General features: G+C 67.1%; 24 protein-coding genes and 1 pseudogene. 15 read left to right on the top strand and 10 right to left on the bottom strand.

Translation table 11 applies throughout. The features are described from left to right. Positions 1-172 precede the first annotated feature (172 nt). Together FB381_RS13990 and FB381_RS13985 are read left to right on the top strand one after the other, a co-directional pair. Positions 173-718, top strand: coding sequence for a hypothetical protein (locus FB381_RS13990; RefSeq protein ID WP_141780842.1), 546 nt, complete (start codon positions 173-175; stop codon positions 716-718). Between the two features lie 498 nt (positions 719-1216). Beyond that, positions 1217-1852, top strand: coding sequence for a class I SAM-dependent methyltransferase (locus FB381_RS13985; RefSeq protein ID WP_246088113.1), 636 nt, complete (start codon positions 1217-1219; stop codon positions 1850-1852). 56 nt (positions 1853-1908) lie between these two features. Here the strand turns inward: FB381_RS13985 and FB381_RS13980 are convergent, their stop codons facing one another. The 3 genes from FB381_RS13980 to FB381_RS13970 all read right to left on the bottom strand — a co-directional run bounded on the left by FB381_RS13980 (position 1909) and on the right by FB381_RS13970 (position 3896). Continuing rightward, positions 1909-2388, bottom strand: coding sequence for a DUF2752 domain-containing protein (locus FB381_RS13980; RefSeq protein WP_141780841.1), 480 nt, complete (start codon positions 2386-2388; stop codon positions 1909-1911). 109 nt (positions 2389-2497) lie between these two features. Further along, positions 2498-2773, bottom strand: a complete 276-nt coding sequence (locus FB381_RS13975; RefSeq protein WP_141780840.1) for a heavy-metal-associated domain-containing protein — start codon at positions 2771-2773, stop codon at positions 2498-2500. Between the two features lie 16 nt (positions 2774-2789). Beyond that, positions 2790-3896 carry a sulfite exporter TauE/SafE family protein gene (locus FB381_RS13970; RefSeq protein ID WP_246088112.1) on the bottom strand — a complete coding sequence of 369 codons (1107 nt, stop codon included), beginning with the start codon at positions 3894-3896 and terminating at the stop codon, positions 2790-2792. Positions 3897-4160: 264 nt separating this feature from the next. On the opposite strand from FB381_RS13970, the pseudogene FB381_RS24595 reads away from it, so the two are divergent. The 5 genes and pseudogenes from FB381_RS24595 to FB381_RS13945 form a co-directional block, all read left to right on the top strand. Beyond that, a pseudogene (locus FB381_RS24595) lies at positions 4161-4541 on the top strand (copper resistance CopC family protein); the annotation flags it as partial. A 499-nt stretch (positions 4542-5040) separates the two neighbouring features. Further along, positions 5041-6069, top strand: a complete 1029-nt coding sequence (locus FB381_RS24285; RefSeq protein ID WP_246088111.1) for a CopD family protein — start codon at positions 5041-5043, stop codon at positions 6067-6069. Between the two features lie 303 nt (positions 6070-6372). Beyond that, positions 6373-6882 (top strand): hypothetical protein, encoded by a 510-nt coding sequence (locus FB381_RS13955; protein ID WP_141780836.1) that lies wholly within the window; start codon positions 6373-6375, stop codon positions 6880-6882. Between the two features lie 79 nt (positions 6883-6961). After that, complete coding sequence (gene sbnA, locus FB381_RS13950) at positions 6962-7963, top strand: 2,3-diaminopropionate biosynthesis protein SbnA (RefSeq protein WP_141780835.1); 1002 nt, start codon at positions 6962-6964, stop codon at positions 7961-7963. Continuing rightward, on the top strand, positions 7960-9387 hold the full coding sequence (locus tag FB381_RS13945; protein ID WP_141780834.1) for an MFS transporter: 1428 nt from the start codon (positions 7960-7962) through the stop codon (positions 9385-9387). The genes sbnA and FB381_RS13945 overlap by 4 nt, the downstream gene beginning before the upstream one ends. 82 nt (positions 9388-9469) lie before the next feature. Here the strand turns inward: FB381_RS13945 and FB381_RS13940 are convergent, their stop codons facing one another. Next, on the bottom strand, positions 9470-9775 hold the full coding sequence (locus FB381_RS13940; protein WP_141780833.1) for a CDGSH iron-sulfur domain-containing protein: 306 nt from the start codon (positions 9773-9775) through the stop codon (positions 9470-9472). A 154-nt stretch (positions 9776-9929) separates the two neighbouring features. On the opposite strand from FB381_RS13940, the gene FB381_RS13935 reads away from it, so the two are divergent. The 6 genes from FB381_RS13935 (at position 9930) to FB381_RS13910 (ending at position 15997) form a co-directional block, all read left to right on the top strand. Beyond that, complete coding sequence (locus tag FB381_RS13935) at positions 9930-10235, top strand: metal-sensitive transcriptional regulator (protein WP_211352433.1); 306 nt, start codon at positions 9930-9932, stop codon at positions 10233-10235. 52 nt (positions 10236-10287) lie between these two features. Further along, positions 10288-10512, top strand: a complete 225-nt coding sequence (locus tag FB381_RS13930) for a heavy-metal-associated domain-containing protein (RefSeq protein WP_141780831.1) — start codon at positions 10288-10290, stop codon at positions 10510-10512. A gap of 74 nt (positions 10513-10586) precedes the next feature. Then, the gene (locus FB381_RS13925; protein ID WP_141780830.1) at positions 10587-11624 is read left to right on the top strand and encodes a hypothetical protein; all 1038 of its coding nucleotides are present in this window, start codon (positions 10587-10589) and stop codon (positions 11622-11624) included. Positions 11625-11676: 52 nt separating this feature from the next. Then, positions 11677-14049 carry a heavy metal translocating P-type ATPase gene (locus FB381_RS13920; RefSeq protein ID WP_141780829.1) on the top strand — a complete coding sequence of 791 codons (2373 nt, stop codon included), beginning with the start codon at positions 11677-11679 and terminating at the stop codon, positions 14047-14049. 118 nt (positions 14050-14167) lie between these two features. Then, entirely contained in the window at positions 14168-14380 is a 213-nt protein-coding gene (locus tag FB381_RS13915; RefSeq protein WP_141780828.1) for a heavy-metal-associated domain-containing protein, read from the top strand. Positions 14381-14650: 270 nt separating this feature from the next. Beyond that, on the top strand, positions 14651-15997 hold the full coding sequence (locus FB381_RS13910) for an MFS transporter (RefSeq protein ID WP_141780827.1): 1347 nt from the start codon (positions 14651-14653) through the stop codon (positions 15995-15997). A gap of 78 nt (positions 15998-16075) precedes the next feature. On the opposite strand, the gene FB381_RS13905 is transcribed toward FB381_RS13910, so the two are convergent. Next, positions 16076-16678, bottom strand: coding sequence for a TetR/AcrR family transcriptional regulator (locus tag FB381_RS13905; protein WP_141780826.1), 603 nt, complete (start codon positions 16676-16678; stop codon positions 16076-16078). A gap of 57 nt (positions 16679-16735) precedes the next feature. Here FB381_RS13905 and FB381_RS13900 point away from each other — a divergent pair, with 57 nt between their 5' ends. Both FB381_RS13900 and FB381_RS13895 read left to right on the top strand, forming a co-directional pair. Further along, the gene (locus FB381_RS13900) at positions 16736-16987 is read left to right on the top strand and encodes a hypothetical protein (RefSeq protein WP_211352432.1); all 252 of its coding nucleotides are present in this window, start codon (positions 16736-16738) and stop codon (positions 16985-16987) included. Further along, positions 16984-17523 (top strand): DUF2269 domain-containing protein, encoded by a 540-nt coding sequence (locus tag FB381_RS13895; RefSeq protein ID WP_141780825.1) that lies wholly within the window; start codon positions 16984-16986, stop codon positions 17521-17523. Before FB381_RS13900 ends, FB381_RS13895 begins: the two co-directional genes overlap by 4 nt. Before the next feature lie 9 nt (positions 17524-17532). Here the strand turns inward: FB381_RS13895 and FB381_RS13890 are convergent, their stop codons facing one another. The 5 genes from FB381_RS13890 to FB381_RS13870 form a co-directional block, all read right to left on the bottom strand. After that, positions 17533-17922 carry a four-helix bundle copper-binding protein gene (locus FB381_RS13890; RefSeq protein ID WP_246088110.1) on the bottom strand — a complete coding sequence of 130 codons (390 nt, stop codon included), beginning with the start codon at positions 17920-17922 and terminating at the stop codon, positions 17533-17535. Positions 17923-18212: 290 nt separating this feature from the next. Then, the gene (gene nicT, locus FB381_RS13885) at positions 18213-19283 is read right to left on the bottom strand and encodes a Nickel transporter NicT (protein ID WP_211352431.1); all 1071 of its coding nucleotides are present in this window, start codon (positions 19281-19283) and stop codon (positions 18213-18215) included. 139 nt (positions 19284-19422) lie between these two features. After that, on the bottom strand, positions 19423-20109 hold the full coding sequence (locus FB381_RS13880) for a DUF3152 domain-containing protein (protein ID WP_170225156.1): 687 nt from the start codon (positions 20107-20109) through the stop codon (positions 19423-19425). A gap of 147 nt (positions 20110-20256) precedes the next feature. Further along, positions 20257-21084, bottom strand: coding sequence for a F510_1955 family glycosylhydrolase (locus FB381_RS13875; RefSeq protein WP_246088109.1), 828 nt, complete (start codon positions 21082-21084; stop codon positions 20257-20259). A gap of 86 nt (positions 21085-21170) precedes the next feature. After that, positions 21171-21737: a DUF305 domain-containing protein gene (locus FB381_RS13870; RefSeq protein WP_141780821.1), complete on the bottom strand. Its 567-nt coding sequence runs from the start codon at positions 21735-21737 to the stop codon at positions 21171-21173. Between the last annotated feature and the right edge of the window lie 61 nt (positions 21738-21798).

Raw genomic sequence — 21798 nt, 5'->3', positions numbered from 1 at the left:
AGGAATCCGCCGCACCGGCGGAACGCCCAGCGATCCATGGAGCCAGCCGATGTATCTCCGACGTGGTCTCAGCAGCGCCGCCCTCGTCGTGGCCGCGACGTCTGCCTGTACGTCTCCACTGGCAACAGGCGAAGACGGCGCAACTCTCACCGAGGCTGGCGCAAGGAGCGCGATGCTCATGGAGAGCGACCTTCCCGGCGAATGGCGTACGACGGAGGCGCCTGCCCGTAGCGACAGCTCGATCTCTGACTCAGGGGGCCTGGAATCCGAGTGCGGCGAGGCCACAGGCCAGGTGCTGGAAGAGGCCTCGCGCTGGGCCGATGCCGATGTCGCCGTCGAGGGGACATGGCAGTCATTCGGTGGTGACATGACGCTGAAGCAGGAGATCGTCGCCGACCGTCAGCTCGACGCTAGTCACCTCGTCGCGCGTCTCGTGCGGCAGGCTCACGAGTGTTCGGACGTCCTCGTGGCCGCTGACGGCATCACCGTCGAGTCGCATCTGCGTAGCTGCAGCCTCAGCGGGGGCGTGCGAGGCGTACAGATCGTGCAGGCATGGGCGGCGAGCGACGGTCGCTCCGGCTCAACACGGCTTGCGTACGTCGACGCCGGCCATGCCCTGATCGTCATGACACTCTCGGCTGGAGATGACGACAGCACCTGCGACCACGCCGTCTTCGACCCCGTGGTCACCGCGGCTGCGGCAAAGCTCGCCCGATAGCGGTCAACGGGGCAGAGTCCGCAAGGCCTGGACCTTCACCTGGCGCTGTGGATCCGGTAACAGGTCGGTGCCGTATCCAGCCCGGCCGAGCATCACGCGACTCGGGATCAGGACCGCGTCGGATCTGATTGGAGTACCGACAGATCTTGAACGCCGGCCTGGTCGGGTTCGGCGACGTACGGCTCGCAGCCCAGATGGGACTCGTGACTGCTCGACTGGCTGGCTCTCGTTCACCCACGGCCTCTACGGCGCCTTGCTGCTCGCCTTCGTCTTCGTGCTGCTGCGGGCTGTCGAGGCGTCGTTCCCGCTCCGTTGATCCCGAGTCCGGACACTGTCTTCGTATCGATACGCACGGATCAGTCACGGATTGAGGCGCCGCACCGAATGTCTGAGATGTGGCCCGCCACGTCTCACTGGGAACGCGGGTGCGCTCGTTGCTCGTCTGATTGGTCGCTGCTCGACGAAGGTTCGCTTGGCGGGCCGTGTAATGGTGGCGGCGTGAAGATCCCCGTTCCCGACGTTGCGCTTCGGATGCTCAGCCGCCAGCTCGGCGGCCCGGCAGGACCACTCGGTGCCGTGGTCGCACGCCTCCTCAACAAGGGCAATCGCACCGCAACCGAGTCCGCCGTCAATGCCCTCAAACTCGGAGGAAACGAAACGGTGGCCGACATCGGCTTTGGCGGCGGCGTTGGGCTCGAGCTGCTTCTTGCGGCGGTCCCGGACGGACGGGTGCAGGGGATCGAACCGTCGACCGACATGCTCGCGCGTGCACGCCGGACTTTCAGGAATGAACTGCAGTCGGGACAACTCGTCCTGTATGAGGCAGCGATGTCTTCGCTTCCCATCGCCGATGCGACTCTCGGTGGCTGGATCAGCCTCAACACGATCTACTTCATCGCTGACCTGGAACCTGCGTTCGCTGAGCTGGCACGGGTCCTTGCTCCAGATGGCCGCGGCGTTCTTGGCGTTGCTGATCCGGACTGGATGGCCGCTCAACCGTTCGCCAAGCACAGTTTCACGCTGCGCCCGATCAACGATGTCATCGGCAAACTCCGAGAGGCAGGATTCGTCGTCGAGCGGCTCGAGATCGACCGCGATGGATCTACGTACAGCCTCCTGGTCTGCACACGCTGACCATCGCACCGCCGGACCCCTCGCCAGGTGAAGCCGCGAGGGAGGTGGGTCTGGCGTCAGAAGAGGGGATAGTCGACGAAGGTGAAGGTGTCGTCCATCAGGAGTTCTGCTCGACCTTGCTGTCTGACCTCGAGCAGGACAACCAGGATGACCGCCACCGCGATCATGATCTGGCGAGCGCGGGGTGACCAGGTCACCCGGAGTGTCGGCCAGCGGCAGGTCACGAGGCCGACGGCGCCGCGGAGCAGGAGAGCACTCACGGCCAGCACGGCGAGGATCCCGAGCGGGTTGTAGTTCCAGGCTGCTGCCCACTGGCCGAGTACTGTGTAGCGGGCCGCGCGGGTGCCGCCGCAGAGTGGGTCCATGATTCCGAACCAGTGAGTCGGCGGGTGCAGATCGATCGGCGGTAGGCCGAAGACGGCCATCGCTACGGCGAGGGTGACGAGTCCGGTCGCGCCGAGGGTGACCCAGCGATACGGATCGCGTGGCTCGATAGTCAGTCGGACCGCGAGGCGATGCGTGGTCGGGGTGTTCATATGCAGGTCCGTGCGCCGAGCGCTGCAAGCGCGAACCCAACGAGCAAGAAGGCGCTGAAGGCGTGGACCGGCCACAGGCTCGTCCGCGAGCGGCCATTCGTCGGGGTTATCATGACGTGGCGCGCCGTCGGAACCATGATCGCCGCGTCGGCGTGAGGTCGTGTTCGGTTGCAGGGGTGGCCTCGTATCCGGCGTCGCGAATGGCGTCGACGACTCGGTCGGGCTCGCACACAGCCGGGTCAAGGGTGACGGTGGTGAGCTTCTTCTTCAGCGAGGTCGTCGAGGACGTCACGCCGTCGAGCTCTTCGACGGCTTCGTCGATGAGGATGCTGCAGCTGGTGCAGTGCATTCCGGACACGCGCCAGGTGTGAGTGGTGGTCGCCACGGGTCTCTCCTCTGTCTCAGGTGACGGTGATGGTGCCGGAGTACATGCCCATCGAGCATGAGTAGTCGATTTGGCCGGCCTTGATGACGCCAAGGTCGATCGGGGTGTCGCCGGTTGCTGGCAGCACCGCCTGCACGCCAACGGAGGGGACCTCGAGCGCGGCCACACAGCCGAAGGCATCTTGCGACCGGAAGATCAGGGTGGTTGGGAAGCCGGACTTCAGAGCCAAGTTCGCGGGGCTGTAACGGCCGGCAGTGACCGTGATGACGCCCGTCTGAATGCCTTCGGTCACTGTGACCGTCGAGGCGTCCGGAGCGGCGGCCTGGCCGATGCCGACGGCGCGGGTGAGGTTCTGGGCCGCCAACGGGGAGCCCATCAGGGTCAGCCCTTTGTTGAACGTGTACAACCCGGCAGCGAAGACCACGAGGCCGGTCGCAGTCGCCAGTCGACCTTTCCAAGAGGTGGCGGCTTTGTTGGCGGCGTACCCGATGAGGGTGAACAGGGGAGCGGTGCCGATGACGAACACGGACATCGTGGTGGCGCCTTGCCAGGCCGAGCCAGTCGTCATGGCGATAGCCATCACTGAGATGGTGACGCCGCAAGGGATGAGGATGGCGGCGAAGCCGAGGATGGCCGGGGCAAAGGCGCTGGTGGAGCGGGCGCGGATGCGGACGAGGCGTACCCACGAGTCCGGGGGAGACAGGGTGAAGCCCTTGAACCCAGGCACGCCGAGCTGGGCGAGGCCGAAGGCGACGATGAGCAGCCCGGCCAGGATCTGGACGGTTGCGCGCAGGTGAGCGGAGAGCTCGATGGCCGAGCCGAGGGCACCGAGCAGGGCCCCGAAAAGAGTGTGCGATACCAGCTTTCCGGCCAGGAATCCGGCCACCGGAGCAAGGTCATCGCCAAGCTGTCCGCGCCAGGAGCCGGCTGGCTGCGAGATCGCCGTCGCGGTAGCGCCCGGCCCGTCCTGCGGGGTCCGGCCCTTCTTGGGCGTCGCTGCCGCCTCGGCGCGCTGCTGTCGCGTGACGAGCCCGGCGAGGAGGCCGCCTTGGACGGCGGCGCACGAGACGCCGCCAGCGAGGAGGCCGGTAAGAAGTACAGCCCAGAGGTTCACCAGATCCACTCCGCCCGCAGATTGATCGTCAAGGTGGTGCTCAAGAAGACTCCGATCACGGTGGTAGGGCATCGAGGTGCGTGGCCTAGGAGGCGGTTACTATCGCAGATAGTAGATAATCGGAGGTTGCGTGTCGGGGCCAGGGCCCAGCAAGCGCGCGCTCACGCTTAGGACGTTCTCTTGCAGGATCCAACAAGCGACGATCCCGTCGTCGTTCCTGGGGCCGCCACCGCCAGCAACGGCCTTCGGCTGTGTCACATCCCGACCCTTGCTGTGCGCCCCCTGACCCGGCCTCGCCATGGGGCTGGGCGGCGGGCCCTGGCGAGCCTGCTGCTCGTCCTCGTTGCGGCAATCGTCTTCGCGACGCCGGCGCATGCACACGCGACGCTCCTATTCACCACGCCGAGAGTCGATGGTGCAGTTCCCGACTCCCCGCCGGAGGTCCAGCTCGTCTTCGATCAGCCCGTGGTCCTGACGAGATCGACCCTGACCGTGACCGGACCTGATGGGGCGACGGTGCCGCTCGGACAGGTGACTTCCGGGCATCAGGGGCAGACCGTGACGGCGCCGGTGGGTACCGATCTCGACACGGGCGAGTACGTAGTCGAGTGGTTGGTCACTGCCAAGGATGGCGACACCATGACCGGCGAGTTCCGATTCGCCGTCGGCTCGGGGGTCGGCCTCGGCCAGGCCGCGGTCACGACTGGCACTCGCGCTGCCGGACTCATCACCGCACTCAGATGGCTGCTCTTCGCCGGCCTCGCGCTGTTCCTTGGCGGTGTCGTGGGGGACGGGCTCCTACGCCGTACCGCGGTCGGCGTCCCGACGCCGCGCCCTTGGCTCGTGCAGGGGGCGCTCATCTCTGCGCTCGGTGCCCTCGGCCTCGCTCTCACTCAGGCTGGCGGCGGATCCCTCGTCCAGGGAGTCCTAGACCCTTCGGTGTCGTCCATGCTCGCTTCCGGGCCTGGACGGCTCGCCGCACTCGAACTGCTCCTGCTGAGCATCACCAGTCTCCTCCTGCTGGTAGCCCGTCGAACGGCACGCACTGCCCCGCCCGTCGTCGTGCCCACTGTCGCGTTCACGGTCGGGGTGGCCGTACTGGAGGGCCTCCGCGCCCCACCCGGACGCGATGCTCCCCGGGTGGGGCGCGGCAGTGGTCACGGTCCACCTGATCGCGGCCGTGATCTGGGTAGGCGCCCTCATCCACGTCGTCCGCATCGCTTTCGCTCGACGCCGCGCGGGGCAGGCCACTCTTGCCATCATCGTCGCCTACGCCCGGATTGCACTGTGGCTGGCGGTCGTAGTCGTCACCGCGGGTACTCTCTCCGCGCTCGTGGTGATCCCTCTTGGTGAAGTGCCCTCGGTGATCCCAGGCACCACCTACGGCCGCTGGCTGATCGCCAAGCTCGTCCTCGTCGCGCTCGCCCTCGCCCTCGCGGTGTATGCCCGCTGGCACATGGCCCGCCGCAGGAGCCAACCTTTGGCGGCGGTACGCATCGAAGCCGTGGTCCTGGCCTGCGTCCTGGTCACCTCCGCCGCGCTCACTGCGCTCGCGCCACCGGCCCCAAAGGACCTGCCCCTGCCATTCCCGCCGCCCGCCGTCGGACCTGTCGTCGCCGTCGGCGACCGCGCCGGGTGGATCGGTATCGGTGCCACCGCCAGCCAAGGCCAGCTCGTGATCCGTCTCTCGACACCCGATACGACCGGCGGCCTCGACCCAGCGGCCGCCGAGGACTACAGCCTCGTCGGCAACCTCGCCGCCTCGGATGCCACCGAACATCAGCTGCGGTTCCGCCGCTGCGGGGCCGCGTGCTTCGTCGCCGCTGTCGACTGGGCCCCTGGGCACAGCACCATCACTCTTGAGGCCGACGCTGAGCGGTTCGCGGGCGGCAGCGCGGCCGTCGTCATTCCGTGGCTCCCCGCGCAGCGGCCCGAACTCCTCCAGGCCGCGGTCAAGGCCACCGGCGCCGAACGACAACTCGTCGTCTACGAACAGGTCACCAGCGACACCAGGAGCGGACTCGGCGACCTCACCGGACTCCCGATGGCCGGCGATGAGTACGTCGGTGTCGGCCCCTACGGCTCCGGCAGGGCACCAATCGTGGTCCTGCTCGACCGTGCGGACGGCGAGCGCACCATCGCCCTCGGATACCCGGGCGAGGCGACGTACGTCCGGCCTTGAGTCGCGCAGCCTGCTCTGTTTCGGATCGTCTCGGCGAGGATCCTGGCGATGGCCGCGATCACGCCTTCGACGATGGTGCAGGCAACGGTGGTGCCGACATGAGATCGATCGCTGGAGTACGTACGAGGCCGAGGCACGAGAGAACCACCTCACGAAGCAAATGGATGAGACGCGACGAGAACTGACAGATAAGAGTCGCCTGCGGATAGTGCGGAATGTCACGTCGTGGTGTCAGGGTTTCTTCAGGGTCGACTGTTAGTTTGGCTGCGCCGGACCATCAAGGATGATGACGCAAGGAGGCGTATGGGCTCGCGGGCTGACTCGGCGTTCGCCTCCCGTTTCCGTTCCTTCCCGTTCTCTGGGGGTCGGCCGCGCGTGGTGGTGGCTTTGGTTGCTGCCATGGTGTTTGCGGTGCACCTGCTGAGCATGCACAGCGGGCATCACGGCGATGCCGGTCATGACGTCGCGGGGTCTGTGGACGAGTCCGCAGCGCTGTCGGTCGCCCATGTAGATGGGGTTGATCGTGGGTCGGTCGAGCATGATCACGACCGGTCCTCTGATCAGCCGTCGGTCGGCGACGGCGGCCCCGCTGGTGAGGTCGACGTCATCAAGGTCGAGCACCCCCATGGCGAGGTGGAGTGTGGCGAGATCACTCAGTCGCGTCTTGGGGTGGCTGCTTCGGAGTTGATTCCGGCGCTGGGGTGCCTGTGGGTAGTTCCGCGCCAGGGTGGTCTCATCGAATCGCAGCGGCCTGCTGATCTGCCGCGATGGACCCCGCATCTCGTTCGCGAACTCGGCGTGCAGCGGGTGTAGGAGCCCGGTGTCGTTTCTTGACGACGCCCTCCTGCCCCTCTTCAAGCACTTTCGACTTCATGAACGAAGGAACTTTGGCATGCCCGAAAACATCCACAACTCCCTCACCACGTGCGTCGGCAACACTCCCTTGCTGCGTCTGGGACGTTGCTTCCCAGACCCGGATCGGGAGGTGATCGCTAAGCTCGAGATGCTCAACCCCGCGGGGAGCATGAAGGACAGGCCGGCCCGCTTCATCATCGAATCTGGACTGGCCTCAGGTGAACTGCGGCCCGGGATGCGGCTGGTGGAGAGCACCTCCGGGAACCTCGGGGTCGCGCTGGCAACGATGGCCAGGCTTCACGGGTTGGACTTCACCGCCGTGGTCGACCCCAAGACCACCTCGACCAACCTTCGGCTCCTCCAGACCGTCGGCGCGGATGTGGAGCTGGTGACCGAGCGCGACGAGAGCGGCGGTTATCTGCACACTCGGGTTCGGCGGGCACAGGAGCTGGCTGATGCCAGTTCGGACAGTGTCTGGGTGAACCAGTACGCCAACGATCTCAACTGGCGCGCCTACTACGAGACGACCGGCCGCGAGGTCCTCGAGGCGATCCAGACCCCGGTGGACTATCTAGTGGCGGCCGTGTCGACCACGGGTTCGATCCTGGGGCTGGCTCGACGCCTTCGCGAGCGCTATCCCGCGATGCAGGTGGTGGCTGTCGATGCGGTCGGGTCGGTCATCTTCGGTTCCCCAGCGGGTCCGCGTGAGATCCCCGGGTACGGCGCCAGCCGGGTCCCGGAGCTGCTCAGCCGCACGGAGATCGACCACGTGGTCCACATCGACGATGCCCGAGCTGCCCTGGGTTGCCGGCACCTGGTTGCCACTGAGGGTGTCCTCGGTGGCGGTTCCTCGGGTGCGGTGGTCGCAGCCATCACGCAGTTCCTGCCGACCACACCGCCCGGCAGCCGCATCCTGACGGTGCTGCCGGACCGGGGGGAGCGCTACCTCGACCTGGTCTATGACGACCAGTGGCTCGAGATGGTCTCCACCGTTGGCGGCGCATCTGATCAGCGACTGGATGCCTCGACTCGGGCATGACTGAGCACTTGACCCTGCGGCGGACGGACATGGGGCTGCTGTGGGTATCCCAGTTCGTCAACACCGCCGGGCTGATGGCGCTGGTGCCGATCATGCCGCTGTACATGGCTTCACTCGGCGCCTCCGACGCCACCGTCGGGGTCTGGGCGGGGGCTGCGATCGCGGCCCCCGCCCTCCCGCTGGCGATCACCACGCCACTGTGGGGTCGGCTGGGTGACCATATCGGTCCCAAGTGGATGGTGGTCCGCGCCCTGGCGGGCTTGTGTCTGGCGATGGCTCTGATGGCCGCCGCCGGCAGCCCGCTGGCGTTGCTGGCCGCCCGGATCGTGCAAGGCACGTTGGGCGGGGTGGTCGAGGCCGCGGCGGCGTACGTGGGGTCGGCTGCTTCCGAGGGCAGCCGGGGTCGCGCACTGGGACGCTCCTACAGCGCCACCGCCGCCGGCGCCCTGGCCGGCCCGGTCGCCGGCGGCACCCTGGTGGCCACCGGTGATCTCAGACCGCTCCTGATCGGGATCGCCCTCGCGGCCCTGCTGCTCGGGTGTGTCTGCACGATCCGCCTGCGGAACCCCCACGATCCAAGACGACCACCCAACGGGACCGAACCTGCGCGCGCCGCTCTCGTGTCCGTGTGCGCGCGGATCGGCTGGATCCCGTTGGCCGGGGGATTCCTCGCATTCTTCGGCGTCTACGGTCTGATCCCGATCTATGCCGCCTTCCTCACCGAGCTGGTACCCGATCCGCAGCAGGTCGGACCGTGGGTGGGCGGGCTACATGCGGTGATGTGGGCCGGAACCCTGGTCGGCTCACTGTGGTGGGGCCGAGTCAACGACAGAACCGGTCACCCGTTGCAGACGTTGGTCATCGCGAGTGGTGTCACGGCCGCGACCGTGCTCGTCCAGGCAATGGTGGGCTGGCTACCGGCGCTGGTACCGCTGCGATTCATCCAGGGATTCTGCTTCGCGGCACTGGCACAGTCGCTGATGTTGTACGCCTCCCAGAAGGCCGGCCCCCACGAACGCGCCGGGTACGTCGGTGCCGCCAACAGCTTCCTGCTCGGTGGGCAGTTCCTCGGCCCGCTCTTGGCCGGGAGCGCGATGGCGCTGCTCAGCCCGTCCCTCGGCGTGCTGATCACAGGGATCTGCGTGACCGCCGCGGCTCTGCTCGTCTTGGCCCCGGTCATCGCAGCCGCCCACGGATCCAGCAGTGACGCCGCCCAAGCGGCGGCGACACCGTTCGCCTCGAGGCGCCGCCGTACCCGGCCGGTCGGTCGACACGCAGCCCCTCGTCGATCGCGGCACCGCAATGGAAGCAGGGCGGGACGGCGGATACGCGGTGAAGGTCCGGGGCGGGCCCCGGTCTTGCCACCACATGGAGTATCCGCACGGCCCCGCGAGCCCCGACCGAGAGTCGACCGACGAGTGTAGTCCTGGGGCAGAACCACTTCTCGCGGAACACTTCCTCTGGCCCGACGCGAACCGTCCCGTCGGGCCAGAGGCCGATGTGCCTTCAGCTGGCGGCTGTCTCCTCGCTACCGGCCCGAAGGCCCTCGGACTGGACAGATTGGTCATCCTGCGCTGGGGTCGCACGCTGGCTGGCAGCAAAGCCGATCTTGGCGTGGGTGCCGTCGCAGAACGGCTTGTTGCTGGATTCGCCACAGCGGCACAGGAAGATCGTTCTGCTCGTGCTGAAACTGTTGCCGTCGTGGTCGACGAGCTGCGCTGGGCCCTTGATCTGGAGTGGCCCGTTGTCGACTGTCTTGATGGTGGTGGGCTTGGCCTGGTTGCTGGGCTGCGGTGCCGAGCTGTCGGTCATGTGCGGGTGCTCCTTCTGCGTTGCTGGTCCGGTCTGTCACGGTAGACATCCGTACCTTAGGGGGGTATGGTTCCTTTCATCGCGACGGGCATACCATACCGGGGTATGGTGTTGAGGCAAACGAAGACGGCATCGGCCCAGCAGAGGAATGAACATGGAAAGCCACGAGCACCAGAACGAGCACGGCTACATGCATCGACAGGACGACTACCTCAAGCGACTGCGACGCATCGAGGGCCAGGTGCGCGGCCTGCAGAGGATGGTCGAGGAAGAGAAGTACTGCATCGACATCCTCACGCAGGTGTCCGCGACGACGAAGGCACTGCAGTCTGTCTCCCTCGCCCTGCTCGATGAGCACCTCAGCCACTGCCTCATGCGGGCCGCCGCCGCGGGTGGGACGGAAGCCGACGAGAAGATCAAAGAGGCCTCCGACGCCATCGGCCGCCTGGTCCGCTCCTGATCCCCAGACTTCGACCGCACAACCAGACCACTACCCCTAAGGAGTACCCACCATGGCCACCGGAGTCCACACCACCAACTTCACCGTCGTCGGCATGACGTGCAGCCACTGCGTCGCTTCGGTCACCGAAGAGGTGAGCGAAGTCAGTGGCGTGACCGATGTCGACATCGACCTCGCCACCGGCCGACTCACCGTGACCAGCGACGCGCCGCTCGATGAAGCCAGCATTCGCTCGGCCGTCGATGAAGCCGGCTATCGAGTCGCCGACGCCAGCTAGCCACAGCGCGGTGCCCGTTCCGCGGCATCGCCCTCAACAGCCAATTCCGACTTGGTCCCACTAAGGAGCCTCCTGTGAAGACCTCTCTCAAGCTCGGCGGCTTCATCGCCGCCCTCGCTGCCATCCTTGCCGCCTCATTCGGCGTCGGCAACGCCATCGGGCCCATCGGCCAAGCCGCGCAGACCACCAGCCACTCAGGAGATGACATGAAGCACGACGCAGGCCGCGAAGAGGCCGGTCACGAAAGCACGGGCAGTGGCGCCAGCGGTCACGCCGGCCACGGCGGAGCTGCTGCCAAGCAGCCCGGCGGGCTGATGATCTCCGAGCACGGATACACGCTGGACCTGGACTCGACGATCCTGCCGGCAGGGCGAACCCAAGTGAAGTTCCGGGTGACCGGACCAGACGAGCAGCCCGTCACCGACTACGAGCCCACCCACGACAAGGAGCTCCACTTCATCGCCGTCCGGCGAGACATGAGCGGGTTCCAGCACGTACACCCCACCCTGGCCACGTCAGGTGATGAGGCGGGCACCTGGTCGACCAAGCTCGATCTCACACCCGGAGCGTGGCGGGTCTTCGCCGACTTCCGCGCCACCGAACACGGCGAGACCATGACGCTGGGCGGCGACGTATCGGTCGCGGGCGCCTACGAGCCGGAGCCGCTGCCGCCGGTCAGCCAGACCGCGGAGGTCGACGGCTACACCGTCACGCTGAAGGGGCAACTCGTCCCTGGTGAGTCCTCGGAGCTGACGCTGACGGTGAGCCGCGACGGGCAGCCAGTGACTGACCTGCAGCCCTACCTCGCTGCCTACGGGCACCTGGTGGCGCTGCGCTCGGGAGACCTGGCCTACCTGCACGTGCACCCCGACGGTGAGCCCGGGGATGGCACCACCAAGCCCGGCCCGGACATCACCTTCTTCGCAACCGCCCCCTCCGCCGGACCGTATCGCCTCTACCTGGACTTCCAGCACGACGGCGTGGTTCGCACCGCCGAGTTCACCGCCCAGGCCGGCGAGCCTGTCCCGGCGCCGCGCGAAGGCAGTTCGACTGCGCCCGCCGCCCAGCCCAGCGGTTCTGGTTCAGGCGACCAGGGCGAGCACAGCCACTGACTCAACGAACAGACCTACGCAACGAGAAGCACCCGATGAGGAAGGAAAGACCATGAGTGCGCTCAACGACGTCACACCTGAGAGCGGTGTCCCTGGCAACCAGGTCGAGCTCGCGATTGGTGGCATGACGTGCGCCTCTTGCGCGAACCGTATCGAGCGCAAGCTGAACAAGCTCGAGGGCGTGACCGCAACGGTCAACTACGCCACCGAGAAGGCCAAGGTCACCTACGCCGACGGCATCGAGCCGACCGCATTGGTCGAGACGGTCGAACAGGCCGGCTACACCGCGCGACTCCCGGAACCGAAGGGAACGCCGGCCACGGCGACCTCTGAAACCGGAGCAGAGGATGACCCCGTTCGAGCCCTGCGCAACCGGGTGGTCGTCTCGGCGGTCCTGACCGTGCCGGTGATCGCGATGGCGATGATCCCTGCCCTGCAGTTCGACTACTGGCAGTGGCTCTCGTTGACGCTCGCCGCGCCGGTGGTGGTCTGGGGCGCGTTGCCGTTCCACAAGGCAGCCTGGACCAACCTCAAGCACGCCACCTCGACCATGGACACGCTGATCTCCATGGGCACACTGGCAGCGCTCGGCTGGTCCCTGTACGCGCTGTTCTTCGGCACGGCCGGTGCCCCGGGTATGACCCACCCGTTCGAGCTCACCATCGCCCGCACCGATGGATCCGGCAACATCTACCTCGAGGCTGCCGCAGGCGTGACCACGTTCATCCTGGCGGGTCGCTACTTCGAGGCGCGCTCCAAGCGCCGCGCCGGCGCAGCGCTACGGGCACTGCTCGAACTGGGTGCGAAGGAGGTCGCGGTCCTCCGCGACGGCCCCAGCGGCCCCACCGAGGAACGGATCGGCATCGACCAACTGGCCGTGGGCGACCGGTTCGTCGTCCGCCCCGGGGAGAAGATCGCCACCGACGGTCGGATCCTCGAAGGTTCCTCAGCTGTGGACGCCTCCATGGTGACCGGTGAATCCGTGCCGGTCGAGGTCGGCCCCGGAGATCTCGTGATCGGGGCCACCGTCAATGCCGGCGGCCGGCTCGTGGTCGAGGCGACGCGGGTGGGTGCCGACACCCAGCTGGCGCAGATGGCCAAGCTGGTCGAGGACGCCCAGAACGGCAAGGCTCAGGCCCAGCGACTGGCGGACCGGATCTCGGGGATCTTCGTGCCGATCGTGATCGGCCTGGCTGCGGCGACCTTCGGGTTCTGGGCAGGCACCGGCGGCGGGATCGCCGCCGCCTTCACGGCGGCCGTCGCGGTGCTGATCATCGCCTGCCCGTGCGCGCTCGGGTTGGCCACGCCGACCGCCCTCATGGTGGGCACGGGTCGTGGCGCCCAGCTAGGCATCCTGATCAAGGGTCCCGAGGTGTTGGAGTCGACGCGCAAGGTCGACACCATCGTCTTGGACAAGACCGGCACCGTCACCACTGGCCAGATGACCCTGGTTCGTACGGTCGTCGCCGACGGTGAGGACGTCGACGAGCTGTTGCGGTTCGCCGGCGCCCTGGAGGACGCCTCCGAGCACCCGATCGCCCAGGCCATCGCCAAGGGGGCGGCGGCACGAGTCGGGGACCTGCCGACAGTGGAGGACTTCGCCAACATCGAAGGCCTCGGCGTGCAGGGGATCGTCATCGACGGGGAGGCCTCGCACGCCGTCCTGGTCGGACGACCGCAGCTGCTTGCCGAGTGGTCCCAGTATCTGACCCCGACCCTGGAAACGGCGATGACCGAGGCGGCGGAGAAGGGCCAGACCGCGGTCGCGGTCGGGTGGGACGGCCGAGCCCGCGGGGTTCTGGTCGTGGCCGACGCCATCAAGCCGACCTCGGCCGAAGCCGTCGGCCAGCTGCGCGCCCTGGGATTGACCCCGGTGCTGCTCACAGGAGACAACGCCAGGGTCGCCACGGCGGTTGCGACCGCGGTGGGCATCGATGCGGGCCCCGACACGGTCATCGCCGAGGTGATGCCGTCGGAGAAGGTCGATGTGATCAAGCGACTGCAGGAGCAGGGCAGGACTGTCGCCATGGTCGGCGATGGTGTCAACGACGCCGCGGCACTGGCTCAGGCCGACCTCGGTCTGGCCATGGGCACCGGCACCGATGTCGCGATCGAGGCCTCCGACCTGACCCTGGTCCGCGGAGACCTCCGCGTGGCCGCCGACGCGATCCGGCTCTCTAGGCGGACCCTGGGCACCATCAAGGGCAACCTGTTCTGGGCCTTCGCCTACAACGTCGCCGCCCTACCGCTGGCAGCCGCTGGACTGCTCAACCCGATGCTCGCCGGAGCCGCCATGGCGTTCTCCTCGGTGTTCGTGGTCTCCAACAGCCTCCGGCTGCGCAGCTTCCGAGCGACCAACAGCGACCCCCGAGCTGGCACCGATGCCGCCACAGAGGTGTCCAGGCCCGAGCCAGTCAACGCCTGACCCTGCGCTTCTGGGCTTCCCGAGACGAATCGGGGGCCCAGAGGACCTGCCCCTCGGAGGGGCAGGACCACAACACCCGGCCCAACCCGGGCACGGAATCCACCAGAAAGGTTTCACGATGGCAACCAACGCCACCTATAACGTCGCCGGCATGACCTGCGGCGGATGCGCCGGCAAGGTCACCGACCAGGTCGAGCAGATCCCCGGCGTCCTCGACGTCGACGTCGACCTCGCCGCCGGCGCGATCACTCTCACCAGCGAGAGCGACATCAGCGACGCGTCCGTGAAGCAGGCCGTCGAAAAGGCCGGCTACAAGCTCGCCACCGCCTGAGACCGCACAAACCGTAAGGCTCCGACACTCCCGGCCCGACCGGCGTTGTCAGCGTACGCGCGGCGAAGGGCCGGGAGTATCGGATCCACGACGAGTAGCTCTGCCGGGCGCCAATAGCGCCCAACCCACGGTCGCCGTCCAGAGCGGAGAAGGCGCTCCGGCTGGACGGTGGCCGGACAGACCAGGGACAGCGACGCGAGACATGTTCTCTTCGAGAGAAACCACGACGCCAGGCCATGAAAGCGGCCTGGCCTGAGAAAGGTTAGAACCATGGGGTTGTTCGCGATCCGCGACTACCGACGCCTGTTCAGCGCGCAGGTGATCGCACTGTTCGGAACCGGTCTGGCCACCGTCGCGCTGGGTCTGCTCGCCTACGACCTGGCCGGTCCTCGCGCCGGCGCGGTGCTCGCAACCGCACTGACCATCAAGATGGTCGCCTACGTCGTGGTCGCGCCCCTGGCAGCGGCGTACGTCGATCGGCTGCCTCGGCGCTTGTTCCTCACCATCCTCGACGTGGTCCGTGCCTTGGTGGTCCTTGCCCTGCCGTTCGTCACCGAGGTCTGGCAGATCTATGTGCTGATCGGTGTCCTACAAACAGCGTCTGCGGCATTCACCCCCACGTTCCAGGCCGTCATCCCTGACATCGTCACCGAAGAGGCCGACTACACGCGCGCCCTCTCTGCCTCGCAGGTGGCCTACACCATGGAGAGTCTGCTGAGCCCGGTGCTCGCGGCAGTCGCACTCTCGCTCATGTCCTTCAACCTGCTGTTCCTCGGCACCTCGCTCGGGTTCGCCGCCTCCGCGGTGCTCGTGCTCTCCACCCGCATCCCCAACGCCCGCCCGAGCGCGCACGTCAGCGCCGTGGACCGGGTTGTCTCCGGGATCCGGACCTTCGCCGCCACGCCCAGCCTGCGCGCAGTGATGGCGCTGAACCTCGTGGTTGCTGCCGCCGGATCCATCGTCGTCGTCAACACCGTCAACTACGTCCGTGACGTGCTCGGTGGAACACAGTCCGACGTGGCCTGGATGCTCGCCGCCTCAGGAACCGGCACCCTCCTGGCAGCCCTCGTCCTCCCCAGAATCCTCGACCGCACCGGGGAACGGATCGTGATGCTCACTGGCGCTACCGTGCTGGTCATCGCAGTCGCCGCGGCCCTGGCAACGGTCGCGCTGGATCTCGCCCTTCCGCAGCTCACCGCGCTCATCTGGGTCACGATCGGCGGCGGGATGGCGCTCATCATCACCCCGACCGGCCAAGTGCTGCGGCGCGCGGTCGAACCCGATGCCATCCCCGAGGTCTTCGCCGCCCAGTTCTCCCTCTCGCACCTCGCCTGGCTGATCACCTATCCGATCGCAGGATGGGTTGCCACCAACGCCGGGTTCCCCACCACCTGGACCATCCTCGCCATCCTCGCCGCGATCGGCGCCGCCGCAGCACCGGCCCTGTGGACCCGCGAAGAAGCAGCACTGGACGAAGGAGCATCGGCGGCCGAGCCGATCACTGAATCATCCAGCGCTGCGGATCGCGGCGGTGTCGATGTGCTCGTCCGCACGGCTGCGGAGACAGCCGAAGGCACCCTCGCCGCGTGCCAGTGCTCATGCGTGCACGCTGTGTGAGTCCCTCAATCCTGGGGCCGGTACCTGCCTGCAGTTGAGGCCTCGGGCAGACCAGGGCATGGTGTTGGCCGTCGGGTCCTAGTCGCTCTCGGACCCGACGGTCTTCCCATGCAGGTGCAGAGATTCCGCGACGAGCTCGACCAGGTGGTCGATCGCGCTCGCCGCCCGTGCCTGCCCGGCAGCCTCGAGTGCGTGCAGGCTGTAGGCGGCCAGTTCCTCGGCCGCTATGTCGGTTCGCGCCTGTCCGCGGTCCTGTGCGTCGCGCACGGCCTTGGTGAACAGGGTCATCACATCCGCGCTGTTGCGCTCGTGCTCCTCGCCACGGTGGACCAGGCCGTGCAGGTCGGCTGTGGCTGATGCTCCCCGGTGGAAACAGATTCCTGCGTAGCCCTGGAGCATCGCGCGCAACCCGGCTCCGGCAGTCGGCGCCTCGCTGCGGACCGCTTCGAGGTGGGAGAGGTGCTGCGCGACGTGCTCGGCATGACCGGCGACGAGCATCTCGTCGATGCCGTGAAAGTACTTGTACAGCGTCGCGCGGCTGATGCCCGTCTGCTCGGCGACGAGGGCCATCGTGATTCCTCGGACACCCCGCTCGCGCGCGAGCGCCCAAGCGGTCTCTAGGATCGCCGTCCGCACGTCATGCCGGTGCTCCTCGACGGTGTCCTTCCAAAGCTTCGGCATGGATCAACGATACGCCTTGTCGCAGAGCAAGACACCACGCACACTTACGTAGACACAATGTCTTACAAACGAGGAGAGTGCGCGATGGCGCCCGGCGACAACCAGACACCGACCGCTTCGGGTGAGCACGAGATGCCCCCAGGCATGCCGTCGTGGGTCAAGCTCCTCCTCGGGGCACTGCTGGCCGTGATCGTGCTCGCCGTGCTGGCAATGATTCTCCTCGGCGGCGAGCATGGGCCGGGACGTCACGGCGGCGGGATGCACTCCGCTCCGGCAGCGGAAGCGGCCATTCGCGGGATCAGCCTGTGACTGTCGGCCCCCGCGTACGCCGGCTCCTGCTGGCTCTGCACCTGAGCTGCTCGGTCGGCTGGATCGGCGCAGTATGCGCCTACTTGGCGCTGGCCTTCGCAGTGCCGGCCACGGGTGATCCCGAGGTTGTGAGAGCGGCCTGGATCGGCATGGAGCTCGTCGGCTGGTACGCGATCGTGCCGCTCGCGCTCGGGTCGCTCGCCACCGGCGTGCTGATGGGAGCGGTGACGAAGTGGGGGCTGCTACGCCATTACTGGGTGCTCATCTCGCTGGTGGGCACGGTCATACTGACGGCCGTCCTCATCATGCATATGCCCGACGTCACCGTCGAGGCCGATCGGGCGCGGACGCTCGAGGAGGAGGGGCTGCTCGCGATGGGCAGTGACATCGCACACGCCGTCATCGGGCTCGTCATGCTGATCGGCATCCTCGTCCTGAACCTCTACAAGCCTCGCGGCCTGACGAAGTACGGGTGGCGCAAGGAGCAGGCGGCGCGTTCTCGTGCCGCACCGACGCGTACGTCGACGTCAGCCTGAAGGACCTTGTCAGCCCAGGTTCGCGATCAGATCGCGGCATGCCTGCTCGCACGATCGGCACGCCTCGGCGCAGGCGCGGCAGTGCTCGTGCATGTCGGCGTGGCGCGAGCACTCGTCACCACAGGCCTTGCACGCCGTCGCGCAAGCCTGCAGGAACGTCCTGGTGATGTTGGCGTCGTAGCCGGTGTGGCGCGACAGGATGTTCGCGGTTGCCGAGCATGCGTCGGCGCAGTCCAGGTTGCTGCGGACGCACTTGGTCAGGTCTGCGACGGTGTCTTCGCTCAGGCAGGCATCCGCGCACGCTGTGCAGGCCTGGGCGCATTCGACCAGGCTCTGGATCGTCGCAGCGAGCTTGGCGGTGTCGATGCCGCCTAAGTCCTTGGGGTAGGTCTTCAGCATCTGCTCGACGGTGTGCATGGCACTCCCTCTCGTCAATGGCACTGTTGTCGACGAGCCGGATGGCCCGATGCCCAAGAGGTACCCGCCCGCGGCCTATCCATGAGCGCCACGCACCCAAGAATCACCGAGGTCAGTGTCCAACCAGATCCACCCGGGCGGCCAGGGAATGGCAGTGCAGCCACCCACGACCACCTGGGTCATCTCGGCGATCGACAACGTCGAGGTCAAGGCGACCATCCCAGTTCTGCCGAGCCGGACCCACTCGATGAGCTCATCGATCAGCCAGACCTCTAAAGAGGTGTGGCTGATTCGGTGGGGCGGATCTCGATTCGCTCTTCGAAACGGCCGAGCTTCCACGCGAACAGGCTGATCGTCCAGACCACGACGAAGAGGCCGACCAGGAGGTAGCCGACGTACTGCAGGTCGAGCCGCGTCACCCACGACAAGGCGGTGAGATGGAACTGCTCAGCGAGCAGCTGCAGCAGGACGATGCCGCCGATCACCAGAGCGACCACCACAGACAACGTTGTGACGGTCAGGTTGTAGTAGACCTTCCGGACCGGGCTGAGGAACGCCCACTTGTAGGCGTGGGCCATGAAGACGCCGTCGGCGGTGTCGAAGAGGGTCATCCCAGCAGCGAATAGGACCGGGAGCACCAAGATGGCATACCACGGCAGCGTGCTGGCCGTGCCGCCCGCGAGGACCAGGAGCGCGACTTGGGTCGCGGTGTCGAACCCGAGGCCCATCAGCAAACCGATCGGGTAGAGGTGGCGGGGCTTGGTGACCCGGCGGGTGGCCCGGTTGAAGAGCCGGGCCATGAGGCCGCGTTGGTGCAGGTGGTGCTCGAGCTTGTCCTCGTCGAAGGTTCCGGCTCGCATGTGCCGGAATACGTGCACGATGCCGAACAGTGCGCTCAGATTGGTCAGCCCGATCACGATGAGGAAGGTCCCGGCGGTAAGCGTGCCCACCAGACCGAGTGTGGTTTGTAACGTGGAGTCGTCGTTCTGCACCGGGCCGGCGAGCGCACTCACCCCGACAGCGAGTAACAGGGAAAGCCCGAAGACGACACTGGAGTGGCCCAACGAGAACCAGAAACCCACGCCGCTGGCGGGCCTGTCCTCACCCACCAGTTTGCGCGCGGTGTTGTCGATCGCCGCGATGTGGTCGGCATCGAAGGCATGTCGGACACCCAGTAGGAACGCCGTCACTCCCAGGCCCACGCCGAACACACCGGAACCGCCGACCCGGTATTCCTGGGGCGCGACCACCGCGATCAGGACGACCCAGCCGACGATGTTCAATACGACGACCACGCACGCCATCGCCAGCAGCGCGGTTCGTTCCCGGTGGCGGGCGCTCATAAACACGTCAGCACCTTATCGCCACTCACTTGCAACAACATTCTTGTCGCGCGGGTTGGACATCGCGGACCGGAGTTGCGCCGTCGCACTGCGTTGTGGCGATGCCCCCAAGGGGCGCGTGCCCGGCAGTTGCTCAGGGTCAGTGATCGATCAGATCCGCCCGGGCAGGCCAGGGATTGGCGGTGCAGCCATCCAGTCCCTTGGTCTGCTGCAGCATCACCGGCGCGGCCGCGCCGTCGCCGGGGCATCCGACGTGCGGGTAGCCGAGCGCGTGGCCGGTCTCGTGGTTGACCACGTAGCGACGGTAGGCCGACAGGTTGTCGGCGTAGCTGTCGGCGCCGAAGTGCCATCGCCAGGCGTTGAGAACGACATCGCTGCCGTTGCGGCACGACAGCCTGCCATCGGTGTCAAGCGGAGCGCACAGTTCGTCGGCGGTCTCGGGCGTGGCCAGGACGATCCGCAGGTCGGCGTGGCCGTCGACGCGTGCGAGTCGGTGTTCGGCAGCCCAGCCACGGTCGTCAGAGAGTGTCTTCTCGATGAAACGAGCGACCTGTTTGGTCGCGTACGGCACTCCCTTCTCTACCTCGACCCGGTAGGTCGTCGCGTCCTCCGAGGGTCCGGAAGGAGCGGCCGCGACCTCAAACCTCCCGGACCCGCGTTCGGGTATCGCCACCGACGACGCTGGCGGCTCACTCGGTCGGGAGACACGGCCTTCGGCTGCGGCGACCTCGCCGTCGGGAAGCTCCGATCCTGAGCTCGGCGAGGCGGCGATCGACGAAACCGGGCCGTGTTCACTCTTCGTGGCGGGATCACCGTCGCGCGCCATCGCGACGAGCGGGAGGGTGACCGCCAGTGCGGTGAGTGCGACGGCGAGACCGGCGTTGCCGGCGGAATCCTCAGCTACGCGCCAGGCGCGGCGCGGTTCCCGGCGTCGGTGAGATGCAGTTCGGTGCTTGCTCATCGTCTCGCCGACCTACAGGACCTGTTCCCAGGTGTCGCCGTTGTCGTCCGAGTGGAATGCCTCGTCCGAGGTGGCGGCGTACCAGCCCTGCTCGGTGATCGTGAAGGCCGCGGGCTGGCCACCGATCGCTCCAGTCTCCTGCCACGTCTTTCCCGCGTCGTCGCTGACCCGGACGACGCCGTCGGGGCCGATGCCTGCCAGCCCACCTTCCGTAGTGGCGTCGAGGTAGGCGGTGATGGGGCCGCCGAGTTCGCGGGTCTGTCCCGTGGACGCATCGATGCTGATCAGCTGGCCCTTACCGGTGGTTGCGAACAGCTGACCAGGTTCCTTGGTAGCGGCGACGCTGATGAGGTCGCCCGAGTAGAACTCCTCGAACCGCTCCCGGTCAACGGTGCGGAGCAGGCGTTCCGTGGTGGCTTCGTACGCGTAGAGGACGTCGCCGGCCTGTTCGAGGATGTGGAAGTCTGCCTCACCTTGCAGCGCGAGCGGCGCCCAGCTCTCGCCGGCGTCGGTGGACTCGATCAGCCCCAGGTACGGAGGCAGATCCTCGGTCAGGTCGGGGTGTCCGCTGCCGAGAAAGTGGCCGGGGCCGACGACGGTGAAGGCCATGGTGTCTTGCCATCTGTCGGCGACCCGGGTCGGCTTGCCGCTGTAGGGAACGTGGAAGAGGCCGAAATGGGTTGCCACATACAGGCTGCCATCGGCGGGGTCGACCCCGAGGCCGTGGATGTGGCCGACTGAACTGTCCTCCGCGGCCTTGTCGCTTACCGCCGAGGAGTTGGAATCCGTGTCCGCTGCGCAGGCAGATGAAAGGAGAGCCGTTGCCACGGCGACCGCCATCGCGAGGCGGGATGTTCGGTTCATGAGAATGCTCCGGTTTTGAGAAGATGCCGGGCAGGCGCGGGCCTGCCCGGCTTGGATGACGGTCAGGACTTGAGCAGTGCCTGCATCGTCTGGATCTCCTCGGTCTGGGCGGTCTCGATGTCCGCGGCCATGGCCTTGGCGTCGGGGAACTCGCCGTCGGCCTGCTCGGTCTGGGCCATCTCGATCGCACCCTCGTGGTGCTCGGTCATCATCGTGAGGAACATCTGGTCGAACTCGGCGCCAGAGGCGTTCTCGAGCTCGGTCATGTCCTCCTCCGACATCATCCCGGTCATCTCGTCCGAAGACATGTCGCCGTGGTCCATGCCGGGCATGCCCTCGTCTGGGACGTCCTCGCCCCAGCTCTCGAGCCAGCCGGTCATGGTCTCGATCTCCGGGCCTTGCGCCGCCTCGATGTCGGCGGCCAGGTCCTTGACCTCTTGGCTCTCGGCCCGGGTTTCGGCGATCTCTGCCATCTCGATGGCTTGCTGGTGGTGCGGAATCATCTGCTGGGCGAACGTGACGTCGGCATCGTTGTGGTCGGTGGAGGTGGCGCTGTTGTCCTCGCTGCCGCACGCAACGAGAGTGATCAGCGCGGCCGCAAGGGTCGCGGCCATCAGGGCCTTACGCATGGGTATTGCTCCATCTGTGTGTGATCTGGGTCTGGGCAGGCGAAAGTCCGAGTCACCCCGA

Source organism: Nocardioides albertanoniae, from assembly GCF_006716315.1.
In the GTDB taxonomy this organism is placed as follows: domain Bacteria; phylum Actinomycetota; class Actinomycetes; order Propionibacteriales; family Nocardioidaceae; genus Nocardioides; species Nocardioides albertanoniae.
Note: the sequence above shows the minus strand (reverse complement) of the source record. Positions and strands in the feature narration are given on the sequence as shown.

Coding starts and splice junctions, on each gene's coding strand:
- FB381_RS13990 (WP_141780842.1), top strand. CDS start 173: ATGCTCATGGAGAGCGACCTTCCCGGCGAATGGCGTACGACGGAGGCG.
- FB381_RS13980 (WP_141780841.1), bottom strand. CDS start 2,388: ATGAACACCCCGACCACGCATCGCCTCGCGGTCCGACTGACTATCGAG.
- FB381_RS13955 (WP_141780836.1), top strand. CDS start 6,373: ATGGGCTCGCGGGCTGACTCGGCGTTCGCCTCCCGTTTCCGTTCCTTC.
- sbnA (WP_141780835.1), top strand. CDS start 6,962: ATGCCCGAAAACATCCACAACTCCCTCACCACGTGCGTCGGCAACACT.
- FB381_RS13945 (WP_141780834.1), top strand. CDS start 7,960: ATGACTGAGCACTTGACCCTGCGGCGGACGGACATGGGGCTGCTGTGG.
- FB381_RS13940 (WP_141780833.1), bottom strand. CDS start 9,775: ATGACCGACAGCTCGGCACCGCAGCCCAGCAACCAGGCCAAGCCCACC.
- FB381_RS13935 (WP_211352433.1), top strand. CDS start 9,930: ATGGAAAGCCACGAGCACCAGAACGAGCACGGCTACATGCATCGACAG.
- FB381_RS13930 (WP_141780831.1), top strand. CDS start 10,288: ATGGCCACCGGAGTCCACACCACCAACTTCACCGTCGTCGGCATGACG.
- FB381_RS13920 (WP_141780829.1), top strand. CDS start 11,677: ATGAGTGCGCTCAACGACGTCACACCTGAGAGCGGTGTCCCTGGCAAC.
- FB381_RS13915 (WP_141780828.1), top strand. CDS start 14,168: ATGGCAACCAACGCCACCTATAACGTCGCCGGCATGACCTGCGGCGGA.
- FB381_RS13910 (WP_141780827.1), top strand. CDS start 14,651: ATGGGGTTGTTCGCGATCCGCGACTACCGACGCCTGTTCAGCGCGCAG.
- FB381_RS13905 (WP_141780826.1), bottom strand. CDS start 16,678: ATGCCGAAGCTTTGGAAGGACACCGTCGAGGAGCACCGGCATGACGTG.
- FB381_RS13900 (WP_211352432.1), top strand. CDS start 16,736: ATGTCTTACAAACGAGGAGAGTGCGCGATGGCGCCCGGCGACAACCAG.
- FB381_RS13890 (WP_246088110.1), bottom strand. CDS start 17,922: ATGCTGAAGACCTACCCCAAGGACTTAGGCGGCATCGACACCGCCAAG.
- nicT (WP_211352431.1), bottom strand. CDS start 19,283: ATGAGCGCCCGCCACCGGGAACGAACCGCGCTGCTGGCGATGGCGTGC.
- FB381_RS13880 (WP_170225156.1), bottom strand. CDS start 20,109: ATGGCGCGCGACGGTGATCCCGCCACGAAGAGTGAACACGGCCCGGTT.
- FB381_RS13875 (WP_246088109.1), bottom strand. CDS start 21,084: ATGGCGGTCGCCGTGGCAACGGCTCTCCTTTCATCTGCCTGCGCAGCG.
- FB381_RS13870 (WP_141780821.1), bottom strand. CDS start 21,737: ATGCGTAAGGCCCTGATGGCCGCGACCCTTGCGGCCGCGCTGATCACT.